Origin of the sequence: Pontivivens insulae, from assembly GCF_900302495.1 — a bacterium.
GTDB lineage: Bacteria > Pseudomonadota > Alphaproteobacteria > Rhodobacterales > Rhodobacteraceae > Pontivivens > Pontivivens insulae.
In genome coordinates this window covers 366,810-387,420 of sequence record NZ_OMKW01000002.1, presented here as the reverse complement: position 1 = coordinate 387,420, position 20,611 = coordinate 366,810, and the positions used below count along the sequence as shown (strand labels likewise).

Sequence of the window (20,611 nt, the reverse complement as noted above, 5' to 3'; positions counted from 1 at the left end):
CAATGAAATCAGATATCTTCCAGGATGATGCGAAACCGCATCTCGATGCGCCTTGCGCCCTTGCGGGTGCGCCTTGCGCGGGCACGCTCGAACATCAGATCGACGACACGCGCCGCCTCAACGCTCAGGGGGCCGTCCTCCAGCGTGCCCAGCACCGCCGCAGACAGCGCCTTCGCGCGGGCAAATCCATCCGCATCGCTATAGACCGTGATCACGATGTCATGCAGATGCAGGACTTCACCCGGCGCGCCCTTGCGGCGCACCAGATCCTCCCCCAGCACGACGTAATCCGAGGGTGCGTCAGCCGGTGGGGCGTCATAGACAGCCCCCAGATCCGTCACGGCGCTCGACCCGTTCAGCGCTGCATAGAGCGCCTTTTGCAACGGCCAGGAAAAGCAGGTCCCGCTCATGACTGCGCCTCCTCAGCCCAAAGCTGCAGGAACCGGCCTTTCGCGTCATATTCGCTGACCGCCTTGATGTGGAACAGCCGGTCGTCTTGACGCAGACGCTGTCCGGGAACCGGGCGGCGGGCCTGCCCCGCCGGGGCCGCGCGAACGATGATCCGCACCCTCAACGCTGGAACCTCACGCGCGCCATCGGCCACCAACCGGGCAGCCGGTCGCTCAACCGCCGCCCATAACGTGCCGAGTGCGACCCACCCGTCGACGTGCCCCCCACCGCCATCCGGGGTCAGGGCACGGGTCTCCAGCACCATCGCCCGGTTCAATTCGGGGATCGCACGCACACTCATAGCCGCACCGCCCGGTGGGGGGAGAGCAGCGCCAGCACCGCAAAGGGCACCCCCCCCGCCTCCCCAGCATGGCGCGCTTCATAGTAATGGGCCGCCAGCAACAGAACCGCCTGCCGCAAATCCGCAGGCACATCTTCAGATGCCGGTCCGAACCCCGCTTCAAAGTCGATCTCCACCTGTCCACCTGACGGGATCGAGGGCAATGAACCGCCATTGGCCACCAGCTCCGGCGCTTGAATGTCACGCCGCAGCGCCCAAAGCCCGGCCCCCACCGTTCGGGCCTCTCCGCTTCGATCCATCACCCGCACTGCGTCGATCCGTGCCACCGGCGCCATGGGCAGGGTCTGACGCTCAACCGCGCTCCACCCCGTCAGTACCAGGCGCATCTGCCGTGTGATCAGAGCTTTGCCAATCCGCGCTTCCACCGCACTCGTGGCCACGCGAATATACATTTCCAAGGTTGCGTCCTGCGCACCGTCATCGGCGAAACCGCTGCCAAGCCGCAGATGCTCAGACAGGCGCGCGACATCCACCGCCGTCTGTGTCGGAGCCACTAGTTCAGTCAGCATCATCTGCCATCTCCCCCATTTCGCCATGAAAAAGGGGCGCAGCCGTCCGGCGCGCCCCTTTTGGGTTGTTCAAGGTTCAGCGCCGCCTCAGGAGGCGGCGAATTTCAGCAGTTTGATCGCAGCAAAATCGCTTACATCGCCGCCGACACGCTTGGTGGCAAAGAACAGCACATGCGGCTTGGCCGAGAATGGATCGCGCAGGATGCGCATGTCCGGGCGCTCTGCGATGGTGTAGCCATTCGTGAAATCACCAAAGGCTATCGCCGTGGCATCGGCCGCGATATCCGGCATGTCCTCACAGATCAGCACCGGATAACCCATCAGGCGCGCAGGCTCTCCTTCCGCAAATGTATCCGACCAAAGGAAGCGGCCATCTGCATCCTTCATCTTGCGCACCGCGCCTGCGGTCTTCGAGTTCATTACGAAGCTTGCATTCGCGCGGTATTGCGCGCCAAGCGCATAGACCAGGTCCACGATCGCGTCCGCCGGATCGAGGGCGGAAAAATCACCCGCCTCACCCGTGGCAACATAGCCGATATTGCCCCAGCTCCACGTGTCATTGGCAACGGCGGTATAGCTCAGAATGCCTGTCGGCTTGTCCACACCGTCACCATTGATGAAGGCCACGGACTCTGCGCGCGAGAACTTGTCCGCGATCCGCGCGGCCAGCCAGCCCTCGACGTCAAACGCGCTGTCATCAAGCAGACGTTGAGAGGTTTTGGGCATCGCCGAAAGCTCGTGCAGCGGGATCGAGATACGCTCAAGCTGCGGCGTCCCGGTCTCGGCCTGTGCGCCGGTCTCATCCGACCAACCCGCACCAATATCCGTATGATCGACAAGAACATCAAAGGCAGAGCTTTCGACATTGACCACATTGGCGACAGACCGCAGCGAGGACGCACCGCGCAACACCCCTTGAATGGTTTCAGAGGTTTGCGGGTCCACCAGGAAACCACCCTCGGCGGAAACCTGGGTGGACATGCCCTTTTCCTCAACCATCAGGCCGCGCAGCGCGTCATCGTCGCCCGACCGCAAATAGGCAGCAAAGGCCTTTTGATGCGGAACCTCTACATCCGCAGCGGTGGACAGGGCGGGGCGCGCATCGGCGCGGGATTTGGTCTGAAGCATGGTAATGCACTTGTCCTGTTCAGTGAGCTTGGTTTCAATTTCGGCCCGAAAGCCCTTGAGGTCGTTCAGAAAACCGGCCATGGCCGCTTTCACCTCGACCCCGGATGTCGCATCCGTCATCAAAATATCCTTGCGTGAAAAATGAATCTGATCGCGGCCAGGGCACCCCTCAGGCCAGCATCTCCCGCGCTGCGGAAATCATCGCAACGAGGTCTTCGTCCGGTGCCGGATCGGCACCACCCGCCCCCGGCGCAACGCGCGCCTGAGGCAACATCGGGAAGGTCACAAGCGACACTTCCCAAAGCTCCAGTTCCGTCAGCAGGCGTCCGGTGCCCGATTTCTCGGCACGCACGGTGCGATAGCCGATGGACAACCCGTCAATCGCGCCCGCGGCCAGCAGCGCCGCCGCCTCGCGTCCGCCTTGCGTTTCTGTCAACAGTCGTCCGCGGACGTAGAGGCCCCTCTCGTCCTCACGCACCGTGTCCCAGACGCCAATGGGCCGTGCCGGATCATGCTGCCACAACAGCTTGACCCGCCGCCCTTCAGCCGCCAGCCGCGCAAGCGATCCACCATAGGCGCCGCGCTGCACAATATCGCCACTCTGATCGGCCAGCCCCCATAGCGAGGCATGCCCCTCGATCACCGCGTCTTCACCCAGGGCGAGCCCCTCGCCCAAGGCACAGAATTTCCGCTCCAGTCCCGCGACCGGATTTACATTGTCCATAACGATCTCCTGATTGCGTCCGCTCCGCCGCCTCCGGCGGGGATATTTGGCCCAAGAAGAAGGGCTAGGCCCCCGCCCCGACGCCGCCTGACAACAGCAGGAACAGCCCTTGCGTTGCGAGCACGCCCGCCACGCCGTAAACGGCCATCCACATCCTGCGCTCCATCCGGTCGAGCAACGCCTCGATCCCGCCCAAACGCTGTTCCAGCGCACTCCACCTGGCTTGCGTCACCTGCTCAAGCGTCTCGACCCGCGCACTCGCCGCATCAAATGGCTCGTAGAGAAAGCGCGACCCGCCGCTGCGCCCGCTCATGGGGTGGGCCGGGGCGCAAGGCCCAACAGGCTGCGCTTCTCACCATCCGTCAGGAAATCAGCCTCAGCCACGCGACGCCACTGCGCCTCCCGCTCCACGGCAAGGGCCGGAACATTATCAAGGTCGGGCCGCAATCGCGCCGTGCCCAAACCATCAATCCAGTGTGACAGCGCGCCCGCGACCTTGCCCACCAAGGGCAGGACCGTGAGGCGATAGAAGGCGCGGTTCGCCTCGGCATAATTGGCATAGGTCGCGTCACCGGGCAGACCCAGCAACATCGGCGGCACGCCAAAGGCCAGCGCAATTTCCCGCGCGGCGGCTTCCTTCGTCTTTTGAAACTCCATGTCCGAGGGGGAAAAACCCATGGGCTTCCAGTCAAGCCCACCTTCCAACAGCATCGGCCGCCCCGCATTGGCCGCACCCTGATGCTGGCCCTCCAGCTCGGCCTTCAGGCGATCATATTGATCCGCGCCCAAGGCCCCGAACCCGTCGGCAGACCGATAGACAATCGCACCAGACGGGCGCGCCGCATTGTCCAGCAGCGATTTCGACCATTTGGACGCCGCATTGTGCACATCCAGCGCGGTCGCAGCCGCCTGCATCGGCGAAAGACCGTAATGATCATCCTGCGGATGGAAGGCTTTGACATGGCAAATCATCTCCGCCGGGAACCGGTGCGTCTTGCCCCCGACCGCATATTCGTAGGCGATCGGCCAGCCATCCGCTCCCGGGATCACCCGCATCCTGTCCGAGCGCAGCACATGCAACTCATCGGCCACGGCCCCCGGCTCTCCCACCGCTTCCAGATAGCCATTGCCGCTCAACAGAAGCTGACCGAAGAAAGCCTCCATCAGATCGGCGCGTCCCTGCCCTGCATTGGGGCGCGCCAGAAGGTCCAGCACAGGATGGGTGTCATACCGCGCCTGCATGTCCTGCAGCACCAACGGCACGGCCGCTGCGGCCTCTGCAATCAGCTTTACACAGCGAAACCCGACCGGGTTGGCTGTGAACCCGTTGCGCGTCAGGCTGGGCACATCGCGCGGAGACCACGCCGCCCGCCCCGCCGTCTGAAACGCCACGACCGGCCCCGCGGCAGAGGCCTTTGCCTCCGGTGCCGCCTTTCGTTCAAACAAACCCAGCATCGCTGATCTCCCGTTCCTCATCACAACTGCCGCGCACGCGGCATCACCGCCTCGACCTGCATCAGATCGCTCAGCGCCCAGACCAGCGCATCGACCCGGTCGGGGCTGCCTTTGCCCTTGAACCCGCTGCGGCCCATCGCCCGCATCTGATCTTCCAATTCGGTAAATCGGCCCGCATGTCGAACCTGGCCGCGCTCATAAAGCAGCGCGACAGGCGCGGCGCGCACGACCTTGCCGCGCGATGCGTGGACGGTGCGCAGGGGCACCCCGGGATGCACTTGTCGCAGAACCTGCGCCACCAGATCGCCGCCCTGATTGACTTCGGCCACCAAGTAATCGGCCCGCCAATGCTCCACCATCGCGACCGCCTGCCGGGCCCAATCAAGCGTGCTGGCCCCCTGCACCGTCGCATCATCGAGCACAACATATTGCGCATCACCGCCCTGGCCGATCTGGCCCGCAACGATGATTCCACACGCATCAGAGTCTTCATGCGCTGAAACCGGCGGGTCCAGCGCCACCACAACCTTTTGCAGATCAGGCAGCGTGTCCGCCGCCACCTCTCGGATATGTTTCGCCGGCCAGAGCGCGTCAGGCATGTCCTCAATCATCTCGCCATCGAGCTCCTGCCGCCCCAGCGCCGTCCCGCCATATTTTTCGGTGACGAGCTTCAGGAAGGTCGGTGCCAGATTGGCCGCATTGGCCGAGGTCGCCGCATGGGTCATCGCCACATGCCGACTGTCCAACAACTCTGTCATCAACGGCGTGGGTTGCGGGGTGGTCGTAACCACCGCACGGGGATCCTCACCCAGACGCAGGGCAAATTGCAGCATGTCCCATGTCATTTGCGCGTTGGGCCACTTGGCCAACTCATCACACCAGGCGGCGTGAAATTGCGGGCCGCGCAGCGCATCCGCATCATGGGCGGAAAAGACCTGCGCCTCCGCACCATTCGGCCAGACAAGTGTGCGCCTGCTCTCCACCCATTTCGGGCGATAACCCTCAGGTGAGCAGGCAATCAATCCGCTGTCGCCCAGCACCATGACATCCCGCGCCTGTGCATAGGTCTCACCCACCAGCGCCACGCGGCGGCAAAGACCCGGATCTTCCGGCCCTGCCCCCTCGACCTGCGCCCGGATCCATTCCGCACCGGCGCGCGTCTTCCCCGCGCCACGCCCGCCCATCACAAGCCAGGTCGCCCAATCGCCCTCCGGTGCGATCTGATGGTCCAGCGCCCAAAGCTCAAAGAGATAGGGCATCGCGCGGACCGCATTTTCGCTCAGCTCATCGACGAGCGCCCGGATCTCCGCCTCACTTGCGCAGCTCAAGAAGGCGCGCAATGAGTTCATCTCGTGCGGCGGCAAGGTCAATGTCGGATCGGCAACGGGCATCTGGTCGGGCAGCATCGAGGGTCACCTCTTTTTCGATTAATGCGGTCAACGCTTTGTGGTGGTTGTTGATTTCAGCGATCAGTTCCTTGGGCAGCACGTCTGTCCCCTCCGCAGACGCGTTGAGCTGCGCCACCCGGCTTTTGAGAACCAGCGTAAGACTGTCGTAGAGAACCCGTGCGGCTTCGGCCTTGAGGCGCAAACGATCCTGCGCCCCGACTTCGTTCGAGTGGGTCATGAATGATTAACCTGCTGGAAAAGAAATAAAAAAAGCGGCCCGGGTCGCCCCGGCCGCCTGTCACACTTTTATCAGCTTGCCTGTATCTATGCCGAAGACCGCACGCACAGTCAACAACAAAATGTCTCTCAGGACACTTTTTACGCAATTATTAACCATTACTCAACGCTAAGTGATTGAATTTGTTCAAAACGGAAAACGGGCCGTTAACCCTTTTTGGGTCCGGCCCGCCGTCTTCAATCGCTAAAATCGCAGCAACGCGGCGGAATCACTCAGCGCGTTCCGCCTCAATCTCGCGCCAGCGCGCAACATTTTGCTGGTGCTCTTCATAGGTCACGGCAAAAGCATGGCCGCCCGTCCCGTCCGCGACGAAGAAGATGAACTCGCTGTCCACAGGATTGGCCGCCGCCGCAATCGCGTCGCGACCCGGGTTGGCAATCGGTCCGGGCGGCAGGCCTTGAATCTGATAGGTGTTGTACGGCGTAGCACGGTCCAGCTCACTGCGCCGCAGCCCACGTCCCAACACGCCCTCCCCATTGGTGATCCCGTAGATCACCGTCGGATCGGTTTGGAGCGGCATGTCACGGTTCAGCCGGTTGATGAAAACCGCGGCCACCGTCCCACGCTCGCTGGGCAGCGAGGTTTCCTTTTCCACGATGGATGCAAGCGTCAACAATTGCTCGGCACTGTCGAGCGGCAGACCCGGCTGGCGGTTCTCCCACGCATCCGCCAACAGGCGCGCCTGACGTTCTTCCATCTGGGCAATGATGCCCGCGCGATCATCGCCCACCCGGAATTCATAGCTATCAGGGGCGAGCGTGCCCTCTGCCGGGACCTCTGCAATCTCACCTTCCAGCCAGGGAACAGCATTCAAACCCTCGCGCACCTGCCAGCTCGTCGTGCCTTCGGCAACGGTGACGCGATAGCGCAGATCCGGGTCCTCATCGCGCAAGGCTTCGAACGCTTCAGGCTGCTCATCGACGCCCGGCTCCCAGCGAGCAACTTCGACATAATCACCCGAGGCCGGATCCAGCTCGCGGGCCAGAATGTCAAAGCGGGTCACACCGATGCGGAAATTGACCTCCGCACCGCAAGTGCTCTGCCCACCGGCCGTGACGATATCCAGCGCCTCGTCCATAGACACATTCGCAGGCAACAGAAAATTGCCGAACCGCCGATCTTCGCCTTTCCCGGTGTAGCGGGCGCCGATGCGGAAAATCGTCGGATTTTCAAGCGCCCCAAGCTCTTGCAAGGATTGCCCAATCGCCTCAACGCTCGCGCCTCGGTTCACCTGTAGGCAAACCGGTCGCTCCAGCGGCCCCGGCGCATAAAAGGCGTTCTGGCCATAGCCAATCACGCCACCCAGCGCGATCAGGCCGACGATCAGGAATGTGAGCGCATTAGAGGCGATGTTTTTCACGGACGATCAGACCTTTTGAAAGATAACGGAGGCATTCGTGCCGCCAAATCCGAACGAGTTCGAAAGCGCGACATTCACCTCGCGCTCCTGCGCCTTCAGCGGAGCCAGGTTCAAAGGCGTCTCAACCGCAGGATTCTCCAGGTTCAGGGTCGGCGGCACGATCTGATCCCGGATCGCAAGGATCGAGAAGATGGCCTCAATCGCCCCAGCTGCACCCAGCAAATGCCCGGTCGCCGATTTCGTGGAAGACATGGTCGCTTTGGCCGCAGCATCGCCCATCAGCCGCTCAACCGCGCCCAACTCGATCGTGTCAGCCATGGTCGAGGTGCCGTGCGCGTTGATATAGTCGATATCAGCCGCCTCAAGGCCCGCGCGCTTCAACGCCGCTTTCATCGAACGATAGCCACCATCGCCATCTTCTGCCGGGGCCGTAATGTGATAGGCATCTCCTGACAGACCATAGCCGACAACCTCGGCATAGATCTTGGCACCGCGCGCTTTGGCGTGCTCGTACTCTTCCAGCACGACAATTCCAGCACCCTCGCCCATCACGAATCCATCGCGGTCTGCATCATAGGGGCGGCTTGCCGCCTTAGGGTCGTCATTGCGCTTGGTGCTCAAAGCTTTACAGGCGTTGAATCCTGCGATGCCGACCTCACAGATCGCGCTTTCCGCACCACCGGCAATCATCACATCCGCGTCGTCGAGGGCGATTAACCGGGCTGCATCGCCAATCGCGTGCGCGCCGGTGGAACAGGCCGTCACAACCGCATGGTTCGGACCCTTGAAACCATATTTGATAGAGACCTGACCCGAGCACAGGTTGATCAGCGAGCCCGGTATAAAGAACGGCGACACGCGGCGCGGTCCCTTCTCCTTGATCATGATCGCCGTGTCCGCAATGGATTGCAGCCCACCGATGCCCGAACCGATCAAAACGCCCGTGCGCTCCTGCCCTTCCTGATCCTCGGGCTTCCAGCCCGAATCCTCGACAGCCTGAATGGATGCAGCCATCGCGAACTGAATAAAAGTGTCGACCTTACGCGCCTCTTTCGGTGCCATCCAGTCATCCGGGTTGAATGTCCCGTCCGTTCCGTCGCCATAGGGAACCTCGCAAGCGATCTTCGTGGTCACGGCCGAGGCGTCAAACCGGGTGATCTCACCGGCCCCGCTTTCCCCCGCCAGCAAACGGCTCCACGTTTCCTCGACGCCGCTGGCCAGCGGTGTCACCATTCCCAGACCCGTCACGACTACACGACGCATGCCCGCTCTCCTCGCAATCTTAGTTGGAGGGCATATAGCGTTCCATGCGGGGGCACGACAAGGCTTGAACCCGCCGCAAGCCGTGTCCGGCGGCGCTTTGAGGCGAAATCACCGGGATAAGACGCAGCTTCAGCGACAATTCGCGAACCGCACTCAGAATTTGCCGAGCGGAATTTTCAGATAGGAATGCCCATCCGCCTCGGCCTCCGGCTCCTTGCCCGCCCGCAGGTTCATCTGCAACGCCGCGAGCATCCGCCCGGGAAGCGATAACGTGGCATCGCGCGCATCGCGGGTCGCGATATAGTCCTCTCGCACCGCATCACGATGCACGTGCTTGTTGCTGTCGAGATGCTGGGCCACCGTCGCCTCCCACTCTGGGAATTTGCGCGCGTCCGTCCCGTAGTCATGGCCGACAAACAGCCGCGTATCCTGCGGCAAGGCCAGGATCGCCTGAATACTCTCCCACAGATCAGCGGACGACCCACCGGGGAAATCGGCACGAGACGTCCCTGCATCGGGCTGCATCAGCGTGTCATGCACGAACGCGGCATCGCCAGTGACATAACTGATCGAACCCAGCGTGTGTCCGGGCGATAGCATCACCTCCAATGTCAGCATGCCGACGGTTACCGTATCACCCGGTTCCAGCAGGCGATCAAAATGCGGCGCAGGCGTCAAAGCGGCACCCATATGATAATAGTCCCGCCACAGCGCGGCGATCTCCTCCACCTTTGCACCAATTGCATTGGGCACGCCGAGACGGTCGCGCAGCCGGGCCGAGGCCATCACGTGATCCGCATGCGGATGCGTGTCGAGGATTTGCGTTACCGACAGCCCCTCCCGCGCGATCAAAGCCAGAACCTGATCCATCGCATCGGTCCGCAATCGGGCCGCCGCACTGTCGTAATTGAGCACGACGTCGATAAGTGCCGCCTCTTTCGTATCCGGGCAGGCGCACACATATTGGATTGAGCCGCTTTCAGGCTCGTAGATCCCCCACACATTGGCCGAGCCTGCACCGGTTGACGGCGAGAAACGTTCGATGGGTTGATTGAGCTCAGACATGGTTCAGCCTCCCGGCAACTAGAGCGTTCACTTTGGTGCTTCGGCCCAGCCATAGGCCAATCAGCATTGCGGGAATGAAGATCAACGTCCCCGGCGCGCCCAGGGGCAGAGCGGTCCATGCTGGTCCCGGACAAAACCCGCCCAGTCCCCAGCCTGCACCGAAAACCAGCGCACCCACAATCAGCGGACGGTCGACGCCGCTGGTGCGCGGAACCTGAAACTGCGGCTCGAATGCTGGCCGCTCGCGGCGCAGCACAATCCGGTATCCGATAAAAGCCGTGACCGATGCGCCGCCCATCACAAAGGCCAAGCTCGGATCCCAGGTTCCGAACACATCTAGGAAGTTCAACACCTTCGCAGGGTCAGACATTCCGCTGATGACCAAGCCAATTCCAAACAGCAAGCCGCTGAGAAATCCGTTCAGTGCACGCATGATCTAGCCTCCCAAGCCGTGACGCAGGACAGCAACCATAACCGCACCGCTCGCCATGAAGGTCAGCACCGATGCGAGCGAACGGGGTGAAAGCCGTGCCAAACCACAAACACCGTGCCCGGAGGTGCATCCAGACCCCAATCCAGCGCCAAGCCCTACAAGCACGCCCGCGACTGCCATCAGTGGCAGATTGTCAGGCACGGTCTGCGCGATTTCGCCCGCTCCGAAGACACCCATCACCATGGGTGCGGCCACGAGGCCCGCAACGAACGCGACGCGCCAGCCGCCCTCGGCCAGAAATCCCTTCCCATCAGGAACGAGGGCAAAGGCCCCTGCCGTGATTCCAGAGATCCCCGCAATGCGCCCCAGTAATGCCATCAGCATCACCGTGCTAAGTCCCAGCAACACGCCGCCGCCCAGCGAGGCCCAGGGCGTAAAGGCTGTCAGAACACCCGTCTCCATATCCGTCATACTCCGTTGCAAACGCCGCCTGTGATCAGTAAGATCAGTATTATCTAAATTAGTCAATTCTAATATTTAAGGTAACCCGGTGATGAAAGATCTGGTGGAACTGGAAGCCCGCGCTGATGAGGTCGCGGCCCGCCTGAAACTTATGGGAAACCCCGCGCGGCTGTTGATCCTGTGCCAACTGGCCGAAGGCGAACAATCTGTGGGCGCGCTGCTTTCACGATTGAACCTTTCGCAATCCGCACTCAGCCAGCATCTGGCCAAGCTGCGCGCGGCAGGTCTCGTCGCGACTCGGCGGGACGGGTTGGTCATCCACTACCGAATTGCTGATGCAAAGACGTTGCAGGTGATGCAGGCGCTTTACGAGACGTTTTGCGCGCCGGACAATGCCTAGAAGATGCTGATCGCCCTCGGCGCCCTTTCAGCAATCTGCGCCCTTTGCTACGGGCTCTATCTGGTCCATCAACCCAACTCTGCCCTGCGCACGGGCGTCAAGGTGGTTCCGGTCACATCGCTCGCCCTGATCAGCCTGCTCTCAGCAGGACCATGGATGCTTACGGTCGCACTGGCGTTGGGCGCGACGGGCGATCTTTTCCTGTCCCGCGATGGAGAGCGCGCCTTCCTCTTCGGTTTGGCGGCCTTCCTGCTTGGCCATTTGGGATATGTCCTGTTGTTCGTGGACCTGTCAGGCGGCGGCGGCCTCTATTTGGGCCAACCTTGGCGCATACTGGCCTGCGCCGGATTGCTGGCACTCGCAATCCCGATTCTGAGGCGGCTCTGGCCCCATCTGGGCGCCATGCAAGCGCCTGTGCTTGTCTATGTGGCGGTTATTCTGGCGATGGGTTTCGCGGCATTTGGGTTGCCGGATCACGGCTTTCTTAGCCTCGCTCTGATCGGAGCCCTCGCCTTCATCGCCTCGGACGCAATTTTGGGCTTCGAATTGTTTGTCTGGCCCGACACACGTGGCGCACGGCGCTTCAGCTCAACCGTGCTCTGGTTTCTCTACTGGTCCGGTCAGGCGATGATCTGCGCGGCTATTCTGATGGCGTAGGCAGATCCATCGCCACCACCGTAAACAAAAAGGGCGCACCCGCCTGGGCACGCCCCTCTCAAATGTCACTGAACCGAAAGTGGATCAGACGTTCTTCTGGATGAAGGACACTGCGTCGCCGAAGGACTGGATGGTCTCTGCCGCGTCGTCCGGGATTTCGATGCCGAACTCTTCTTCAAAGGCCATGACCAGCTCAACCGTGTCGAGGCTGTCTGCGCCGAGGTCGTCGATGAAGGACGCGTTTTCGGTCACTTTCTCTTCTTCAACGCTCAGGTGCTCAACAACGATCTTCTTCACGCGATCTGCGATGTCGCTCATATCTCTTTTCCTTATCTGTTGCGGGGTAAGCCTTAGGCCCTTGCCCGTGTCGCCTGCCCCGCAAGGCCTGCAATTGCGTCATGTTTCCGTAACGGCAAAACCACGCGAACGCAATGTCGCAGGGGCCGTTCGCGGCGCGCTATACCACACCCGCCTGATTGGGCAAGATGGTTTTCGCACACCGCCGTTACAAGGGTCGCACCCGCGACCCGGTCCCGTCAGATCATCGCCATACCGCCATTGACGTGCAGCGTCTGCCCGGTGACGTAGCCCGATTCCGCGCTCGACAGGTAGAGCGCGGCACTGGCGATTTCCTCACCCGTGCCCATCCGGCCCGCCGGGATGGCCCCCATGATCCCGTCCTTTTGCTTGTCGTTCAGCTTGTCGGTCATGGCTGTGGTGATGAAGCCCGGCGCGATGCAGTTTGCCGTGATCCCGCGAGAGGCGACTTCCTGCGCAATCGACTTGGTCATGCCGATCATCCCCGCCTTGGACGCGGCGTAGTTCACCTGACCACCATTGCCGGTCACGCCAACGACCGAAGTGACATTCACGATCCGGCCCCAGCGCGCCTTCATCATCGGACGGATCACCGCCCGGCACAGCCGCATGGAAGAGGTCAGGTTGACGTTGATCACACGGTCCCATTCGTCATCGGACATGCGCATGAAGATGTTGTCCGCCGTGATGCCCGCATTGTTGATCAGGATATCGACCGACCCCATCGCTTCCGCCGCCTGCTTGGGCAGCGCGTCGACGGCTTGAGCGTCAGACAGGTTGCACGGCAGCACATGCGCCCGCTCCCCCAGCGTTTCCGCAAGCTCTTGCAGTGGCGCTTCGCGGGTGCCTGACAGCCCGACCGTTGCGCCCGCTTCATGCAGGGCGGTTGCAATCGCGCCGCCAATGCCACCAGACGCGCCGGTGATCAGCGCTGATTTTCCCGTAAGATCAAACATTTGAAAGTCCTTTTCAGTTTCCGCGCAGCGGCGCTTCTGTCAAAAGCCCAAAGCGCTGGATTTCGTCCGCTGTCATTGTATGCATCCCCGCAGCAGGGGCCGCGTCCAGCGTGAACCAGTAAAAGCTGTCATCACCCAGCATGGTGATGATGTAGTCGCGGTTGAGATCATGCTCTGCCGAGTCTCTGGGATAAGAGGCCCCGTCACGGACGCCATCACTCCAGGAGTGAACGCCAACGATCGCACCCCGCTCCATCCGGCGTGTGACACCGGCCAAAAACAGGTCGACGCCACCCGAATAGATTTCGCTATCGGCAAAGAGATAGGTGTCGAAGCCGAGATCGCGGATCGCATAGCCCAGCTCGACCATCACCTCATCGTCGCAAGAGCCCCAGATCTGCTCTAGCACGATCTCCGTCACGTCTGGGAAATCATCGATCAGCGCATAGAAGGCATCGAGGCTGTCCCAACCGACCTCCCCCGCCATCAGGATCGTTTCACCCTGGACGGCCCAGTCGATTACGCAATCCTGCGCCACGGCGGGCGCAGATGCCAGCAACGCACCAGCAATCAATAGACCGCGGGCGGCCCTCATGCGGTGCCTTTGATGGCCGCAACAGCCTTGGCCACATCTTCCGGCGTACCCACGGCCTGACAGCCAATCGCCCGTTCGATGCGCCGGATCATGCCGCTCAAAGCCTTGCCCGCGCCGATCTCGTAAATCTCTGTCACCCCATTTGCCGCCATGTAACCGACGCTTTCCCGCCAGCGCACGGAGCCTGTGACCTGATCAACCAGCAGCGACCGGATCATTGCTGGCTCTGACACCGGTCCTGCGGTGACATTCGCGATCAGCGGCACGGCGGGTGCAGCGATATCGACATCGTCGAGCGCCTCTGCCATCACATCTGCGGCCGGTGCCATCAGGGCGCAGTGGAAAGGCGCGCTTACCGGCAACATGACCGCACGCTTGGCACCTTTCGCCTTCGCAATTTCGACGGCCCTCTCGACAGCCGCCAAATGTCCCGAGACGACGACCTGACCGGGATCATTGTCGTTGGCCGCCTGACAAATCTCATCACCCGCGGCCTCCTCTGCCACGGCCTGCGCGGTTGCAAAATCGAGGCCTAGAAGCGCGGCCATGGCGCCGACGCCCACCGGAACGGCCTGTTGCATTGCCGTTCCGCGGGTGCGCAGCAGGCGCGCCGTATCACCGATTGAGAGGGCTCCGGCTGCGGCGAGTGCAGAATATTCGCCCAGCGAATGACCCGCAACGTAAGCGGCATCTGCGATGGCAACGCCTTCCGCCTCGAGCGCGCGCATGGCCGCAAGCGAGGTCGCCATCAAGGCAGGTTGCGCATTCGCTGTCAGTGTCAGCGTCTCTGCCTCACCCTCCCAAATCAAGGTGGAGAGCTTTTCACCAAGTGCGTCGTCAACCTCATCGAAAACCGCCTGAGCAGCCGGATAGGCCTCTGCCAAAGCCTTGCCCATTCCAATGGCTTGAGCGCCCTGCCCGGGGAAAACGAATGCGCGCATGGTGAACCTCCCAATTCCTTTAACCTCGGTTTATGCGCCGTAGCGTCAGGGGGCAAGGCCGCAGCCCGCAGCGACAGCCAACGTACCCTTACAATATCGCCATTACCCACAGTATCCGCCGCCTGTCCCGGCATGCTAAGCGACGAGAAGAGGGAGTAGCCAAGCATGTCCGACATGACCGTCAGCAAGGAACAGGCCGGTCGTGCCATTGGGGTAATGTGCGCGGGTATTTTCTGCCTGACCTTGTCAGACGCTTTTGGCAAGGAACTGGTTCAGCGGTTCGATCCGTTCCAGATCCTGTTCCTGCGCAACCTTATCTCGCTTCCAATAGTCGTGGCACTGGTCCTCGCCCTCGACGGCAAGGCCGGGTTCGTGACCAAACGGCCCTTGATCCATCTGGGGCGGGCTTTTCTGGCGCTCGGCGCGCTTTGGTGCTTTTTCATGGCGTTGCGCTCGATGTCTCTGGCCGGCGCGACGGCCCTTGCCATGACAGCTCCCCTGTTCACCACCGCGCTGTCGGTCGTGCTGCTGCGCGAACATGTGGGCCCGCTGCGCTGGCTTGCGCTGGCCATCGGGTTTGCGGGCGCGCTGGTCATCGTGCGGCCGGGCGCCGATGCGGTACAGCTCGTCGCATTGCTGCCGCTGGGCGCTGCGTTCCTGTATGCTCTGGTGATGATCGCTGCGCGCTGGATTGACCCGGCCGAGACGCCACGCACGCTGATGTTCTACCTCACGCTTTTCCCCTTTTGCATCTGCACGCTCTGGGTTGGGTTCGTCGCAGGGTGGCCTGCGCCGCAGGGAGTCGACTGGTTGCTGGCGGGTGGAATGGCTATCACGGGCACGCTTGGGATCACCATGTTGACCCAGGCCTTCCGCATGGCCCCGCCGTCTGTTGTGGCCCCGTTCGACTATACCGCCCTGATCTGGGCGAGCGGCATTGGCTGGCTCGTCTTTGCTGAGCTTCCCGATGCCGCGACATGGCTCGGCGGTGCAATCATCGTGGGTGCAGGTCTCTTCGTGCTGTGGCGAGAGCAACGTGCCGCGCGCAACCCTAGATCGAATCACTGACCCGTTTTCGAGCGCCCTGACGCCGCAAAGTAGGCGTTGATCGGCGACATTCCGCCGAGATCGGAAACTTACGTGAAATTTTCTGTCGCAATGAAAGCGCATACATTTTGCGACGCCGTCAGGTCCCAAAATGACAACTCCACCTTCAGCAACGCATACGCTAACCCACCGATTTATGGTAATAATTGAGAACATGCGTCTCATTTTTAAGCAGTTTGAAAACTGTCGATTTTGGCCCAAATTTGCGCCATCGCGGACTCACCCCCTTGGAAAGCCAGCGAAAAATGAGACCAGATACCATTTGAAAAGCGACCCAAAACCTGTCGATCTGTTTTGGCAGTAGTCGCAAATGCAGACGAAAGACCCGGGCTTCCCCTCGGGTACGGTATCTGGAGCAAATTGTGGGATTCGCTTCAGCTGCCACGGTCCGTCCGCACCTTCCCTAGGGCGGACCGTGGCGCCCGTTTGCATGTGCGGCAAAGAAATCAAATCGGTCCCGCTGGCCAGGGGGGTCGTACATAAAGGGGTATAGCCATGGACCACACCAAGGTGATCGCACACGCCGCCGCGCAGACCGAGCTGGAGCGCCGCAATTTCCTGAAGATGATCGGAACGAGTGGTTTTACCGCCGCCGTTATGGCCGCCACAGGCGGTATGCTCTGGTCGGAAGAGGCCATGGGGCAGACTGCGGCAGCCGATGAAGAGGCCCGCGCCAATGCCGAACACATCATGCTGGTTGGCACGGCCTATCGCATTGATCAGAACATCTCGTTCCCGATCATGCAGGCGGCCTTCAAAAACAATGTCGAACGTCTCACCGAAGGCCGCATTTACGTTCAATTGGCCCCGGACGGGGAAGAAGGCGTTGGAAGTGTCTTGGCCGGAAAGGTTCAGCGCGACACGATCCAGGCTGCACAACACTCCCTTTCGAACTTCGCACCCTTTGCGCCCGTGGTCGATCTGATCAACCTGCCCTACCTGTGCGGCGCGAACCAGCGCTTCACCAACCTGGTCAACTCCGACCGGTGGAGCGACATTGTTCACCCGCGCGTGAACGCACGCGGGTTCAAGCCGCTCTTCTATGTCGTCACCAACCCGCGCACGATTGCGGTGCGCCGCGACACCTATGGCGAGATCCGCACGCCGGATGATCTGCGGGGCATCAACATCCGTATTCCCGGCTCTGAAACGCTGCGCCAATATTACGCGATGATCGGGGCGAACCCGGTGCCGGTTGCGTGGGACGAAACCCTCGTCGCGATCCAGCAGGGCGTTGTGGACGCGCTCGATCCGTCAGTTGGTGCGCTGCATGTGTTCGGGTTCAAGAACGATCTGAGCGACATCTCGTTCACGATGGCCGTGCCCGACAGTCAGGTCTATTCGTGCAATATTGACTGGTTCAACGATCTGCCGATTGCCCTGCGCCGCGCCATTGACCAGGCCAGCCGCGAAACCACGTTCGAGAACCTTGCCCAAGTGCCAGAGTCCAAAGACTACGCGATGAGCGAGATGCGCGCGGCCGGCGTGAATTTCCACGACCTGACCGCCGACGAATTGGCCCAGTGGGAAGCAATCGGCGGCTACACGCGCCCCGAATGGGACGATTTTAAAATCGACCGCGCAGGCTCGATGATCGAGTTCGAAATGCTGCTCGAAGCCATTGAAACACCCGGCGATTTCACTGTGGTGGATTGATGTGAACGCGGGCGGCCCACACAGGCCGCCCGCACCGCCCCACCGGGCACACTGAATGTAGCAAACGAACTGACCATATCGGCTTGCTCCCCCATACCACAGATGTATAAGGCCTCATTCCGGCGCAATTCCAATCGAATCGCGACGCCCCTCGTATGTGCCTGCGCCGGATCTTTGGCACATTTTGAAGCGCGCCCGACCATAGGTGAATGCCATGGCTCTCTATGAGCACACTTTCATCGCCCGGCAGGATATCTCGACCGCACAGGCCGAGGGTCTGATCGAGCATTTCTCTGCCGTGCTGTCCGACAATGGCGGCTCCGTCTCCGAGACCGAATACTGGGGTCTCAAGACGATGGCGTACAAGATCAACAAGAACCGCAAGGGCCACTACGCCTACATGCGCTCTGATGCCCCTTCCGCCGCTGTGCAGGAGATGGAGCGTCTGATGGGTCTGCATGAGGACGTGATGCGCGTCCTGACCGTGCGCGTCGACAAGCATGAGGAAGGCCCCTCTGCTGTGATCCAGGCGAAAAACGCCCGTGACGAGCGCGGCCCGCGCCGTGACCGTGGCGACCGCCCGCGCCGCGATTGATCTGAGAGGAGTTAAGACACATGGCTCGTAAACCATTTTTCCGCCGTCGTAAGTCCTGCCCCTTCTCTGGTGAGGGCGCACCGACCATCGACTATAAGGACGTGAAACTGCTGCAGCGCTATATCTCTGAGCGCGGCAAGATCGTTCCGTCCCGTATCACCGCAGTGTCGGCCAAGAAACAGCGTGAACTGGCGAAAGCCATCAAGCGCGCGCGTTTCCTCGCCCTGCTGCCCTACGCCGTGAAGTGAGGGATCTGACATGGATGTAATCCTTCTTGAGCGCGTTGCGAAGCTCGGCCAGATGGGCGAGATCGTGGACGTCAAGCCCGGCTACGCCCGCAACTTCCTGATCCCGCAAGGCAAGGCTCTGCGCGCGAACGACGCCAACAAAGCGAAGTTCGAAGCCCAGAAAGCCCAGCTGGAAGCGCGGAACCTGGAAACGAAGAAAGAAGCCGAAAGCCTCGCAGAGAAGCTCGACGGCCAGACCTTCATCGTCATCCGCTCCGCCTCCGACGCAGGTTCGCTCTACGGCTCCGTCACCACCCGTGACGCGGCAGATGCAGCGACCGAGAACGGCTTCTCTGTCGAGCGCCGTCAGATCGTTCTGGATCAGCCGATCAAGGAACTCGGCCTGCACGAGATGGAAGTGGTGCTGCACCCTGAAGTGTCCGCAACCATCACCGTCAACGTCGCACGCTCCGCTGAGGAAGCTGAAATCCAGGCGCAGGGCAAGTCCATCGCGGACATCCGTGCCGAGGAAGATGCTGAAGCAGAGTTCGACATCGCCGAATTGTTCGACGATGTGGGCGGTGCCGCCAACGACTTCGACGATGAGGATGATGCCCCGATCGAAGACAGCAATGGCGACGAAGAGGAGCAGCCGCAGGTCTGATCCTGCCGCTCTTAAGCCTTTGAATTTTAACCCCGCCCGGCACATCCGGGCGGGGTTTTATTTTGTTCTGCCCGCTCACAGAGCCGCGTTGGGTTATACCGTGCAGAGCAATGCTGACCTGATGACCGTCAATCCCGCGACGACACCAAAGATGGCAGTGGAGGCGACCAGGTACACGAGTAACCGACCGTTCAACGCCCTGCGGCGTCCGACGACGATCAGGGTCAAGATATCCAGAACCGACGCAACGGGCAGCACCATCAGGCCCAAGGCCCCGCTTAGGCACGCCAAGCCACTAATGGCATAGGTTTCGCTAGATAGAAGCGCAATCAGCGCCCAGATTGCCTGCACGGCAATGATCAGCAACGTGGCATCGCCATATTTGCCCAGATGACGTCGGGCGCGCAGTCGGGTGGCTCCGGCGAACGCAAGGCTCAGAACCAAGATTGCCCCGCCGATCCAACCGCCCATGACAATCACTGCGAAGAAGCCGAGACCGTGAAGCATGATCAGCTCCTATGGCGTCGCATGGGACGGCCGCTGTCAAAAAGAGGTCGGATCCTATCCATCACGCCCCGGCTCGTCAGGGTTGCTGGAGAACAGCGCGAGCTTGTTGCCCTGTGGATCGCGCAGATAGCAGACGAAGAAATCTGCGCCGTAATCGGGCCGGAAACCGGGTGCGCCTTCATCCGCTCCCCCAGCTGCGAGGGCGGCTGCGTGCACGGCACGCACTTGCGACTGATCCCGCGCCTCGAAGGCGATCATCGTTCCATTCCCCGCTGAAGCTGGCTGTCCGTTGAAGGGCCGTTTGACGTAGAGGTCTGGTAGCGCAACACCCTGTCCCGCTCCTTTCGGCGGGATATAGCTCAAATCGCCCTGATAGTGTTCAAGTTCATAGCCGAGCGGCGAGAGCAGCGCGGAATAGAACCTCTCTGCCTGCGCAATATCATCGGCGCCAACGGTAACATAGGCAATCATGGCAGTCCTCCCGCGTTCAAAGAAGCGCAGTTACGCCCAATCCGCAAGATGGCGAAGCCGGTTGAGAGCACCGCTTGATCGCCCTGTACATCATGGAACTTGCCCATATATCCGTTGGACCAAAACAAAAGAGCGCAAAGGTCGCCCCATGCCAGAAATCACCTTCGCACGGCTGCGCGAGATCGATCCTGCGGAAATTGCGGCCCATATGTCTGATGCGCGCGTGGCCGAACATATGCCCCTGCTCACCTTCGAGTGGGATCCGATCGCAGCCGAACGCTTCATCGTGAGCAAGGAGCGCTGCTGGGAGCGGGACGGCCTGGGTCACTGGGCCTTCCTTGCCGACGGTGAATATGTCGGGTGGGGCGGTTTTCAAAAAGAGGGTGAAGAATGGGATTACGGGCTGGTGCTAAAACCTGAACGGTTCGGGCTGGGCGCGCAGATTTCGCGAAAGGCAATAGACTTTGCGCGAAGAGATGATCGGATCCCGTTCGTCACATTCCTGCTGCCCCCGTCACGCACGAACCTGAGCGCGCTCAAACGCCTGGGCGCCGTGCTGCTTGGCACGCATGACTATGACGGCGTGAGATTCCTGAAATATCGGCTGGAGACCGCTTGAAG

At 61.3% G+C, this 20,611-nt stretch carries 28 protein-coding genes; 8 read left to right on the top strand and 20 right to left on the bottom strand.

Annotation, left to right across the window (positions count from 1 at the left end):
* Nucleotides 1-8 precede the first annotated feature (8 nt).
* The 14 genes from POI8812_RS07285 to POI8812_RS07220 form a co-directional block, all read right to left on the bottom strand.
* On the bottom strand, nt 9-410 hold the full coding sequence (locus tag POI8812_RS07285) for a DUF3168 domain-containing protein (protein WP_108781895.1): 402 nt from the start codon (nt 408-410) through the stop codon (nt 9-11).
* Entirely contained in the window at nt 407-751 is a 345-nt protein-coding gene (locus POI8812_RS07280) for a head-tail adaptor protein (RefSeq protein WP_108781894.1), read from the bottom strand. The genes POI8812_RS07285 and POI8812_RS07280 overlap by 4 nt, the downstream gene beginning before the upstream one ends.
* Nucleotides 748-1,323 (bottom strand): head-tail connector protein, encoded by a 576-nt coding sequence (locus tag POI8812_RS07275; RefSeq protein ID WP_108781893.1) that lies wholly within the window; start codon nt 1,321-1,323, stop codon nt 748-750. Before POI8812_RS07275 ends, POI8812_RS07280 begins: the two co-directional genes overlap by 4 nt.
* 84 nt (nt 1,324-1,407) lie before the next feature.
* Nucleotides 1,408-2,568: a phage major capsid protein gene (locus tag POI8812_RS07270; protein ID WP_108781892.1), complete on the bottom strand. Its 1,161-nt coding sequence runs from the start codon at nt 2,566-2,568 to the stop codon at nt 1,408-1,410.
* Between the two features lie 49 nt (nt 2,569-2,617).
* Nucleotides 2,618-3,172 carry an HK97 family phage prohead protease gene (locus POI8812_RS07265; protein ID WP_108781891.1) on the bottom strand — a complete coding sequence of 185 codons (555 nt, stop codon included), beginning with the start codon at nt 3,170-3,172 and terminating at the stop codon, nt 2,618-2,620.
* Nucleotides 3,173-3,236: 64 nt separating this feature from the next.
* Nucleotides 3,237-3,485 (bottom strand): GTA head formation protein, RCAP_rcc01685 family, encoded by a 249-nt coding sequence (locus tag POI8812_RS07260; RefSeq protein WP_108781890.1) that lies wholly within the window; start codon nt 3,483-3,485, stop codon nt 3,237-3,239.
* Entirely contained in the window at nt 3,482-4,627 is a 1,146-nt protein-coding gene (locus POI8812_RS07255; protein WP_108781889.1) for a phage portal protein, read from the bottom strand. The genes POI8812_RS07260 and POI8812_RS07255 overlap by 4 nt, the downstream gene beginning before the upstream one ends.
* A 20-nt stretch (nt 4,628-4,647) precedes the next feature.
* The gene (locus POI8812_RS07250) at nt 4,648-6,033 is read right to left on the bottom strand and encodes a DNA-packaging protein (protein ID WP_370739578.1); all 1,386 of its coding nucleotides are present in this window, start codon (nt 6,031-6,033) and stop codon (nt 4,648-4,650) included.
* Entirely contained in the window at nt 5,939-6,253 is a 315-nt protein-coding gene (locus POI8812_RS07245; RefSeq protein WP_108781887.1) for a hypothetical protein, read from the bottom strand. The genes POI8812_RS07250 and POI8812_RS07245 overlap by 95 nt, the downstream gene beginning before the upstream one ends.
* Nucleotides 6,254-6,521: 268 nt before the next feature.
* Nucleotides 6,522-7,673, bottom strand: coding sequence for an endolytic transglycosylase MltG (gene mltG, locus POI8812_RS07240; RefSeq protein ID WP_108781886.1), 1,152 nt, complete (start codon nt 7,671-7,673; stop codon nt 6,522-6,524).
* A gap of 6 nt (nt 7,674-7,679) precedes the next feature.
* Complete coding sequence (gene fabF, locus POI8812_RS07235) at nt 7,680-8,936, bottom strand: beta-ketoacyl-ACP synthase II (RefSeq protein ID WP_108781885.1); 1,257 nt, start codon at nt 8,934-8,936, stop codon at nt 7,680-7,682.
* A gap of 153 nt (nt 8,937-9,089) precedes the next feature.
* A complete protein-coding gene (locus POI8812_RS07230; RefSeq protein ID WP_108781884.1) occupies nt 9,090-10,001 on the bottom strand; it encodes an MBL fold metallo-hydrolase in 912 nt (303 codons plus the stop codon).
* The gene (locus tag POI8812_RS07225) at nt 9,994-10,434 is read right to left on the bottom strand and encodes a DUF6691 family protein (RefSeq protein WP_108781883.1); all 441 of its coding nucleotides are present in this window, start codon (nt 10,432-10,434) and stop codon (nt 9,994-9,996) included. The genes POI8812_RS07230 and POI8812_RS07225 overlap by 8 nt, the downstream gene beginning before the upstream one ends.
* Before the next feature lie 3 nt (nt 10,435-10,437).
* Complete coding sequence (locus POI8812_RS07220; protein WP_370739577.1) at nt 10,438-10,917, bottom strand: YeeE/YedE family protein; 480 nt, start codon at nt 10,915-10,917, stop codon at nt 10,438-10,440.
* 70 nt (nt 10,918-10,987) lie between these two features.
* Between POI8812_RS07220 and POI8812_RS07215 the strand changes: the two genes are divergently transcribed.
* Both POI8812_RS07215 and POI8812_RS07210 read left to right on the top strand, forming a co-directional pair.
* Nucleotides 10,988-11,296, top strand: coding sequence for an ArsR/SmtB family transcription factor (locus POI8812_RS07215; RefSeq protein WP_108781882.1), 309 nt, complete (start codon nt 10,988-10,990; stop codon nt 11,294-11,296).
* Between the two features lie 3 nt (nt 11,297-11,299).
* Nucleotides 11,300-11,953, top strand: a complete 654-nt coding sequence (locus POI8812_RS07210; protein WP_108781881.1) for a lysoplasmalogenase — start codon at nt 11,300-11,302, stop codon at nt 11,951-11,953.
* Nucleotides 11,954-12,037: 84 nt separating this feature from the next.
* Here POI8812_RS07210 and POI8812_RS07205 read toward each other — a convergent pair whose 3' ends face one another.
* The 4 genes from POI8812_RS07205 to fabD all read right to left on the bottom strand — a co-directional run bounded on the left by POI8812_RS07205 (nt 12,038) and on the right by fabD (nt 14,763).
* The gene (locus POI8812_RS07205) at nt 12,038-12,271 is read right to left on the bottom strand and encodes an acyl carrier protein (protein WP_108781880.1); all 234 of its coding nucleotides are present in this window, start codon (nt 12,269-12,271) and stop codon (nt 12,038-12,040) included.
* Nucleotides 12,272-12,489: 218 nt separating this feature from the next.
* Nucleotides 12,490-13,227: a 3-oxoacyl-[acyl-carrier-protein] reductase gene (gene fabG / locus POI8812_RS07200; protein WP_108781879.1), complete on the bottom strand. Its 738-nt coding sequence runs from the start codon at nt 13,225-13,227 to the stop codon at nt 12,490-12,492.
* Nucleotides 13,228-13,240: 13 nt separating this feature from the next.
* Entirely contained in the window at nt 13,241-13,822 is a 582-nt protein-coding gene (locus POI8812_RS07195) for an alpha/beta hydrolase (protein WP_108781878.1), read from the bottom strand.
* Entirely contained in the window at nt 13,819-14,763 is a 945-nt protein-coding gene (gene fabD / locus POI8812_RS07190) for an ACP S-malonyltransferase (RefSeq protein ID WP_108781877.1), read from the bottom strand. Before fabD ends, POI8812_RS07195 begins: the two co-directional genes overlap by 4 nt.
* A 165-nt stretch (nt 14,764-14,928) precedes the next feature.
* Between fabD and POI8812_RS07185 the strand changes: the two genes are divergently transcribed.
* The 5 genes from POI8812_RS07185 (at nt 14,929) to rplI (ending at nt 19,012) form a co-directional block, all read left to right on the top strand.
* On the top strand, nt 14,929-15,831 hold the full coding sequence (locus POI8812_RS07185; protein ID WP_108781876.1) for a DMT family transporter: 903 nt from the start codon (nt 14,929-14,931) through the stop codon (nt 15,829-15,831).
* Nucleotides 15,832-16,365: 534 nt separating this feature from the next.
* Complete coding sequence (locus POI8812_RS07180) at nt 16,366-17,526, top strand: TRAP transporter substrate-binding protein (protein WP_108781875.1); 1,161 nt, start codon at nt 16,366-16,368, stop codon at nt 17,524-17,526.
* Nucleotides 17,527-17,740: 214 nt separating this feature from the next.
* Complete coding sequence (gene rpsF / locus POI8812_RS07175) at nt 17,741-18,121, top strand: 30S ribosomal protein S6 (RefSeq protein WP_108781874.1); 381 nt, start codon at nt 17,741-17,743, stop codon at nt 18,119-18,121.
* A gap of 20 nt (nt 18,122-18,141) precedes the next feature.
* Nucleotides 18,142-18,369: a 30S ribosomal protein S18 gene (rpsR, locus tag POI8812_RS07170; RefSeq protein ID WP_108781873.1), complete on the top strand. Its 228-nt coding sequence runs from the start codon at nt 18,142-18,144 to the stop codon at nt 18,367-18,369.
* A 10-nt stretch (nt 18,370-18,379) separates the two neighbouring features.
* Complete coding sequence (gene rplI, locus POI8812_RS07165; protein ID WP_108781872.1) at nt 18,380-19,012, top strand: 50S ribosomal protein L9; 633 nt, start codon at nt 18,380-18,382, stop codon at nt 19,010-19,012.
* Between the two features lie 93 nt (nt 19,013-19,105).
* On the opposite strand, the gene POI8812_RS07160 is transcribed toward rplI, so the two are convergent.
* Both POI8812_RS07160 and POI8812_RS07155 read right to left on the bottom strand, forming a co-directional pair.
* The gene (locus tag POI8812_RS07160) at nt 19,106-19,519 is read right to left on the bottom strand and encodes a hypothetical protein (RefSeq protein ID WP_108781871.1); all 414 of its coding nucleotides are present in this window, start codon (nt 19,517-19,519) and stop codon (nt 19,106-19,108) included.
* 54 nt (nt 19,520-19,573) lie between these two features.
* Complete coding sequence (locus tag POI8812_RS07155) at nt 19,574-19,990, bottom strand: VOC family protein (RefSeq protein ID WP_108781870.1); 417 nt, start codon at nt 19,988-19,990, stop codon at nt 19,574-19,576.
* Nucleotides 19,991-20,138: 148 nt separating this feature from the next.
* Here POI8812_RS07155 and POI8812_RS07150 point away from each other — a divergent pair, with 148 nt between their 5' ends.
* Entirely contained in the window at nt 20,139-20,609 is a 471-nt protein-coding gene (locus tag POI8812_RS07150) for a GNAT family N-acetyltransferase (protein ID WP_108781869.1), read from the top strand.
* The last annotated feature ends 2 nt before the right edge of the window (nt 20,610-20,611 follow it).

Coding starts and splice junctions, on each gene's coding strand:
- POI8812_RS07285 (WP_108781895.1), bottom strand. CDS start 410: ATGAGCGGGACCTGCTTTTCCTGGCCGTTGCAAAAGGCGCTCTATGCA.
- POI8812_RS07280 (WP_108781894.1), bottom strand. CDS start 751: ATGAGTGTGCGTGCGATCCCCGAATTGAACCGGGCGATGGTGCTGGAG.
- POI8812_RS07275 (WP_108781893.1), bottom strand. CDS start 1,323: ATGATGCTGACTGAACTAGTGGCTCCGACACAGACGGCGGTGGATGTC.
- POI8812_RS07270 (WP_108781892.1), bottom strand. CDS start 2,568: ATGACGGATGCGACATCCGGGGTCGAGGTGAAAGCGGCCATGGCCGGT.
- POI8812_RS07265 (WP_108781891.1), bottom strand. CDS start 3,172: ATGGACAATGTAAATCCGGTCGCGGGACTGGAGCGGAAATTCTGTGCC.
- POI8812_RS07260 (WP_108781890.1), bottom strand. CDS start 3,485: ATGAGCGGGCGCAGCGGCGGGTCGCGCTTTCTCTACGAGCCATTTGAT.
- POI8812_RS07255 (WP_108781889.1), bottom strand. CDS start 4,627: ATGCTGGGTTTGTTTGAACGAAAGGCGGCACCGGAGGCAAAGGCCTCT.
- POI8812_RS07250 (WP_370739578.1), bottom strand. CDS start 6,033: ATGCTGCCCGACCAGATGCCCGTTGCCGATCCGACATTGACCTTGCCG.
- POI8812_RS07245 (WP_108781887.1), bottom strand. CDS start 6,253: ATGACCCACTCGAACGAAGTCGGGGCGCAGGATCGTTTGCGCCTCAAG.
- fabF (WP_108781885.1), bottom strand. CDS start 8,936: ATGCGTCGTGTAGTCGTGACGGGTCTGGGAATGGTGACACCGCTGGCC.
- POI8812_RS07230 (WP_108781884.1), bottom strand. CDS start 10,001: ATGTCTGAGCTCAATCAACCCATCGAACGTTTCTCGCCGTCAACCGGT.
- POI8812_RS07225 (WP_108781883.1), bottom strand. CDS start 10,434: ATGCGTGCACTGAACGGATTTCTCAGCGGCTTGCTGTTTGGAATTGGC.
- POI8812_RS07215 (WP_108781882.1), top strand. CDS start 10,988: ATGAAAGATCTGGTGGAACTGGAAGCCCGCGCTGATGAGGTCGCGGCC.
- POI8812_RS07210 (WP_108781881.1), top strand. CDS start 11,300: ATGCTGATCGCCCTCGGCGCCCTTTCAGCAATCTGCGCCCTTTGCTAC.
- POI8812_RS07205 (WP_108781880.1), bottom strand. CDS start 12,271: ATGAGCGACATCGCAGATCGCGTGAAGAAGATCGTTGTTGAGCACCTG.
- fabG (WP_108781879.1), bottom strand. CDS start 13,227: ATGTTTGATCTTACGGGAAAATCAGCGCTGATCACCGGCGCGTCTGGT.
- POI8812_RS07195 (WP_108781878.1), bottom strand. CDS start 13,822: ATGAGGGCCGCCCGCGGTCTATTGATTGCTGGTGCGTTGCTGGCATCT.
- fabD (WP_108781877.1), bottom strand. CDS start 14,763: ATGCGCGCATTCGTTTTCCCCGGGCAGGGCGCTCAAGCCATTGGAATG.
- POI8812_RS07185 (WP_108781876.1), top strand. CDS start 14,929: ATGTCCGACATGACCGTCAGCAAGGAACAGGCCGGTCGTGCCATTGGG.
- POI8812_RS07180 (WP_108781875.1), top strand. CDS start 16,366: ATGGACCACACCAAGGTGATCGCACACGCCGCCGCGCAGACCGAGCTG.
- rpsF (WP_108781874.1), top strand. CDS start 17,741: ATGGCTCTCTATGAGCACACTTTCATCGCCCGGCAGGATATCTCGACC.
- rpsR (WP_108781873.1), top strand. CDS start 18,142: ATGGCTCGTAAACCATTTTTCCGCCGTCGTAAGTCCTGCCCCTTCTCT.
- rplI (WP_108781872.1), top strand. CDS start 18,380: ATGGATGTAATCCTTCTTGAGCGCGTTGCGAAGCTCGGCCAGATGGGC.
- POI8812_RS07160 (WP_108781871.1), bottom strand. CDS start 19,519: ATGCTTCACGGTCTCGGCTTCTTCGCAGTGATTGTCATGGGCGGTTGG.
- POI8812_RS07155 (WP_108781870.1), bottom strand. CDS start 19,990: ATGATTGCCTATGTTACCGTTGGCGCCGATGATATTGCGCAGGCAGAG.
- POI8812_RS07150 (WP_108781869.1), top strand. CDS start 20,139: ATGCCAGAAATCACCTTCGCACGGCTGCGCGAGATCGATCCTGCGGAA.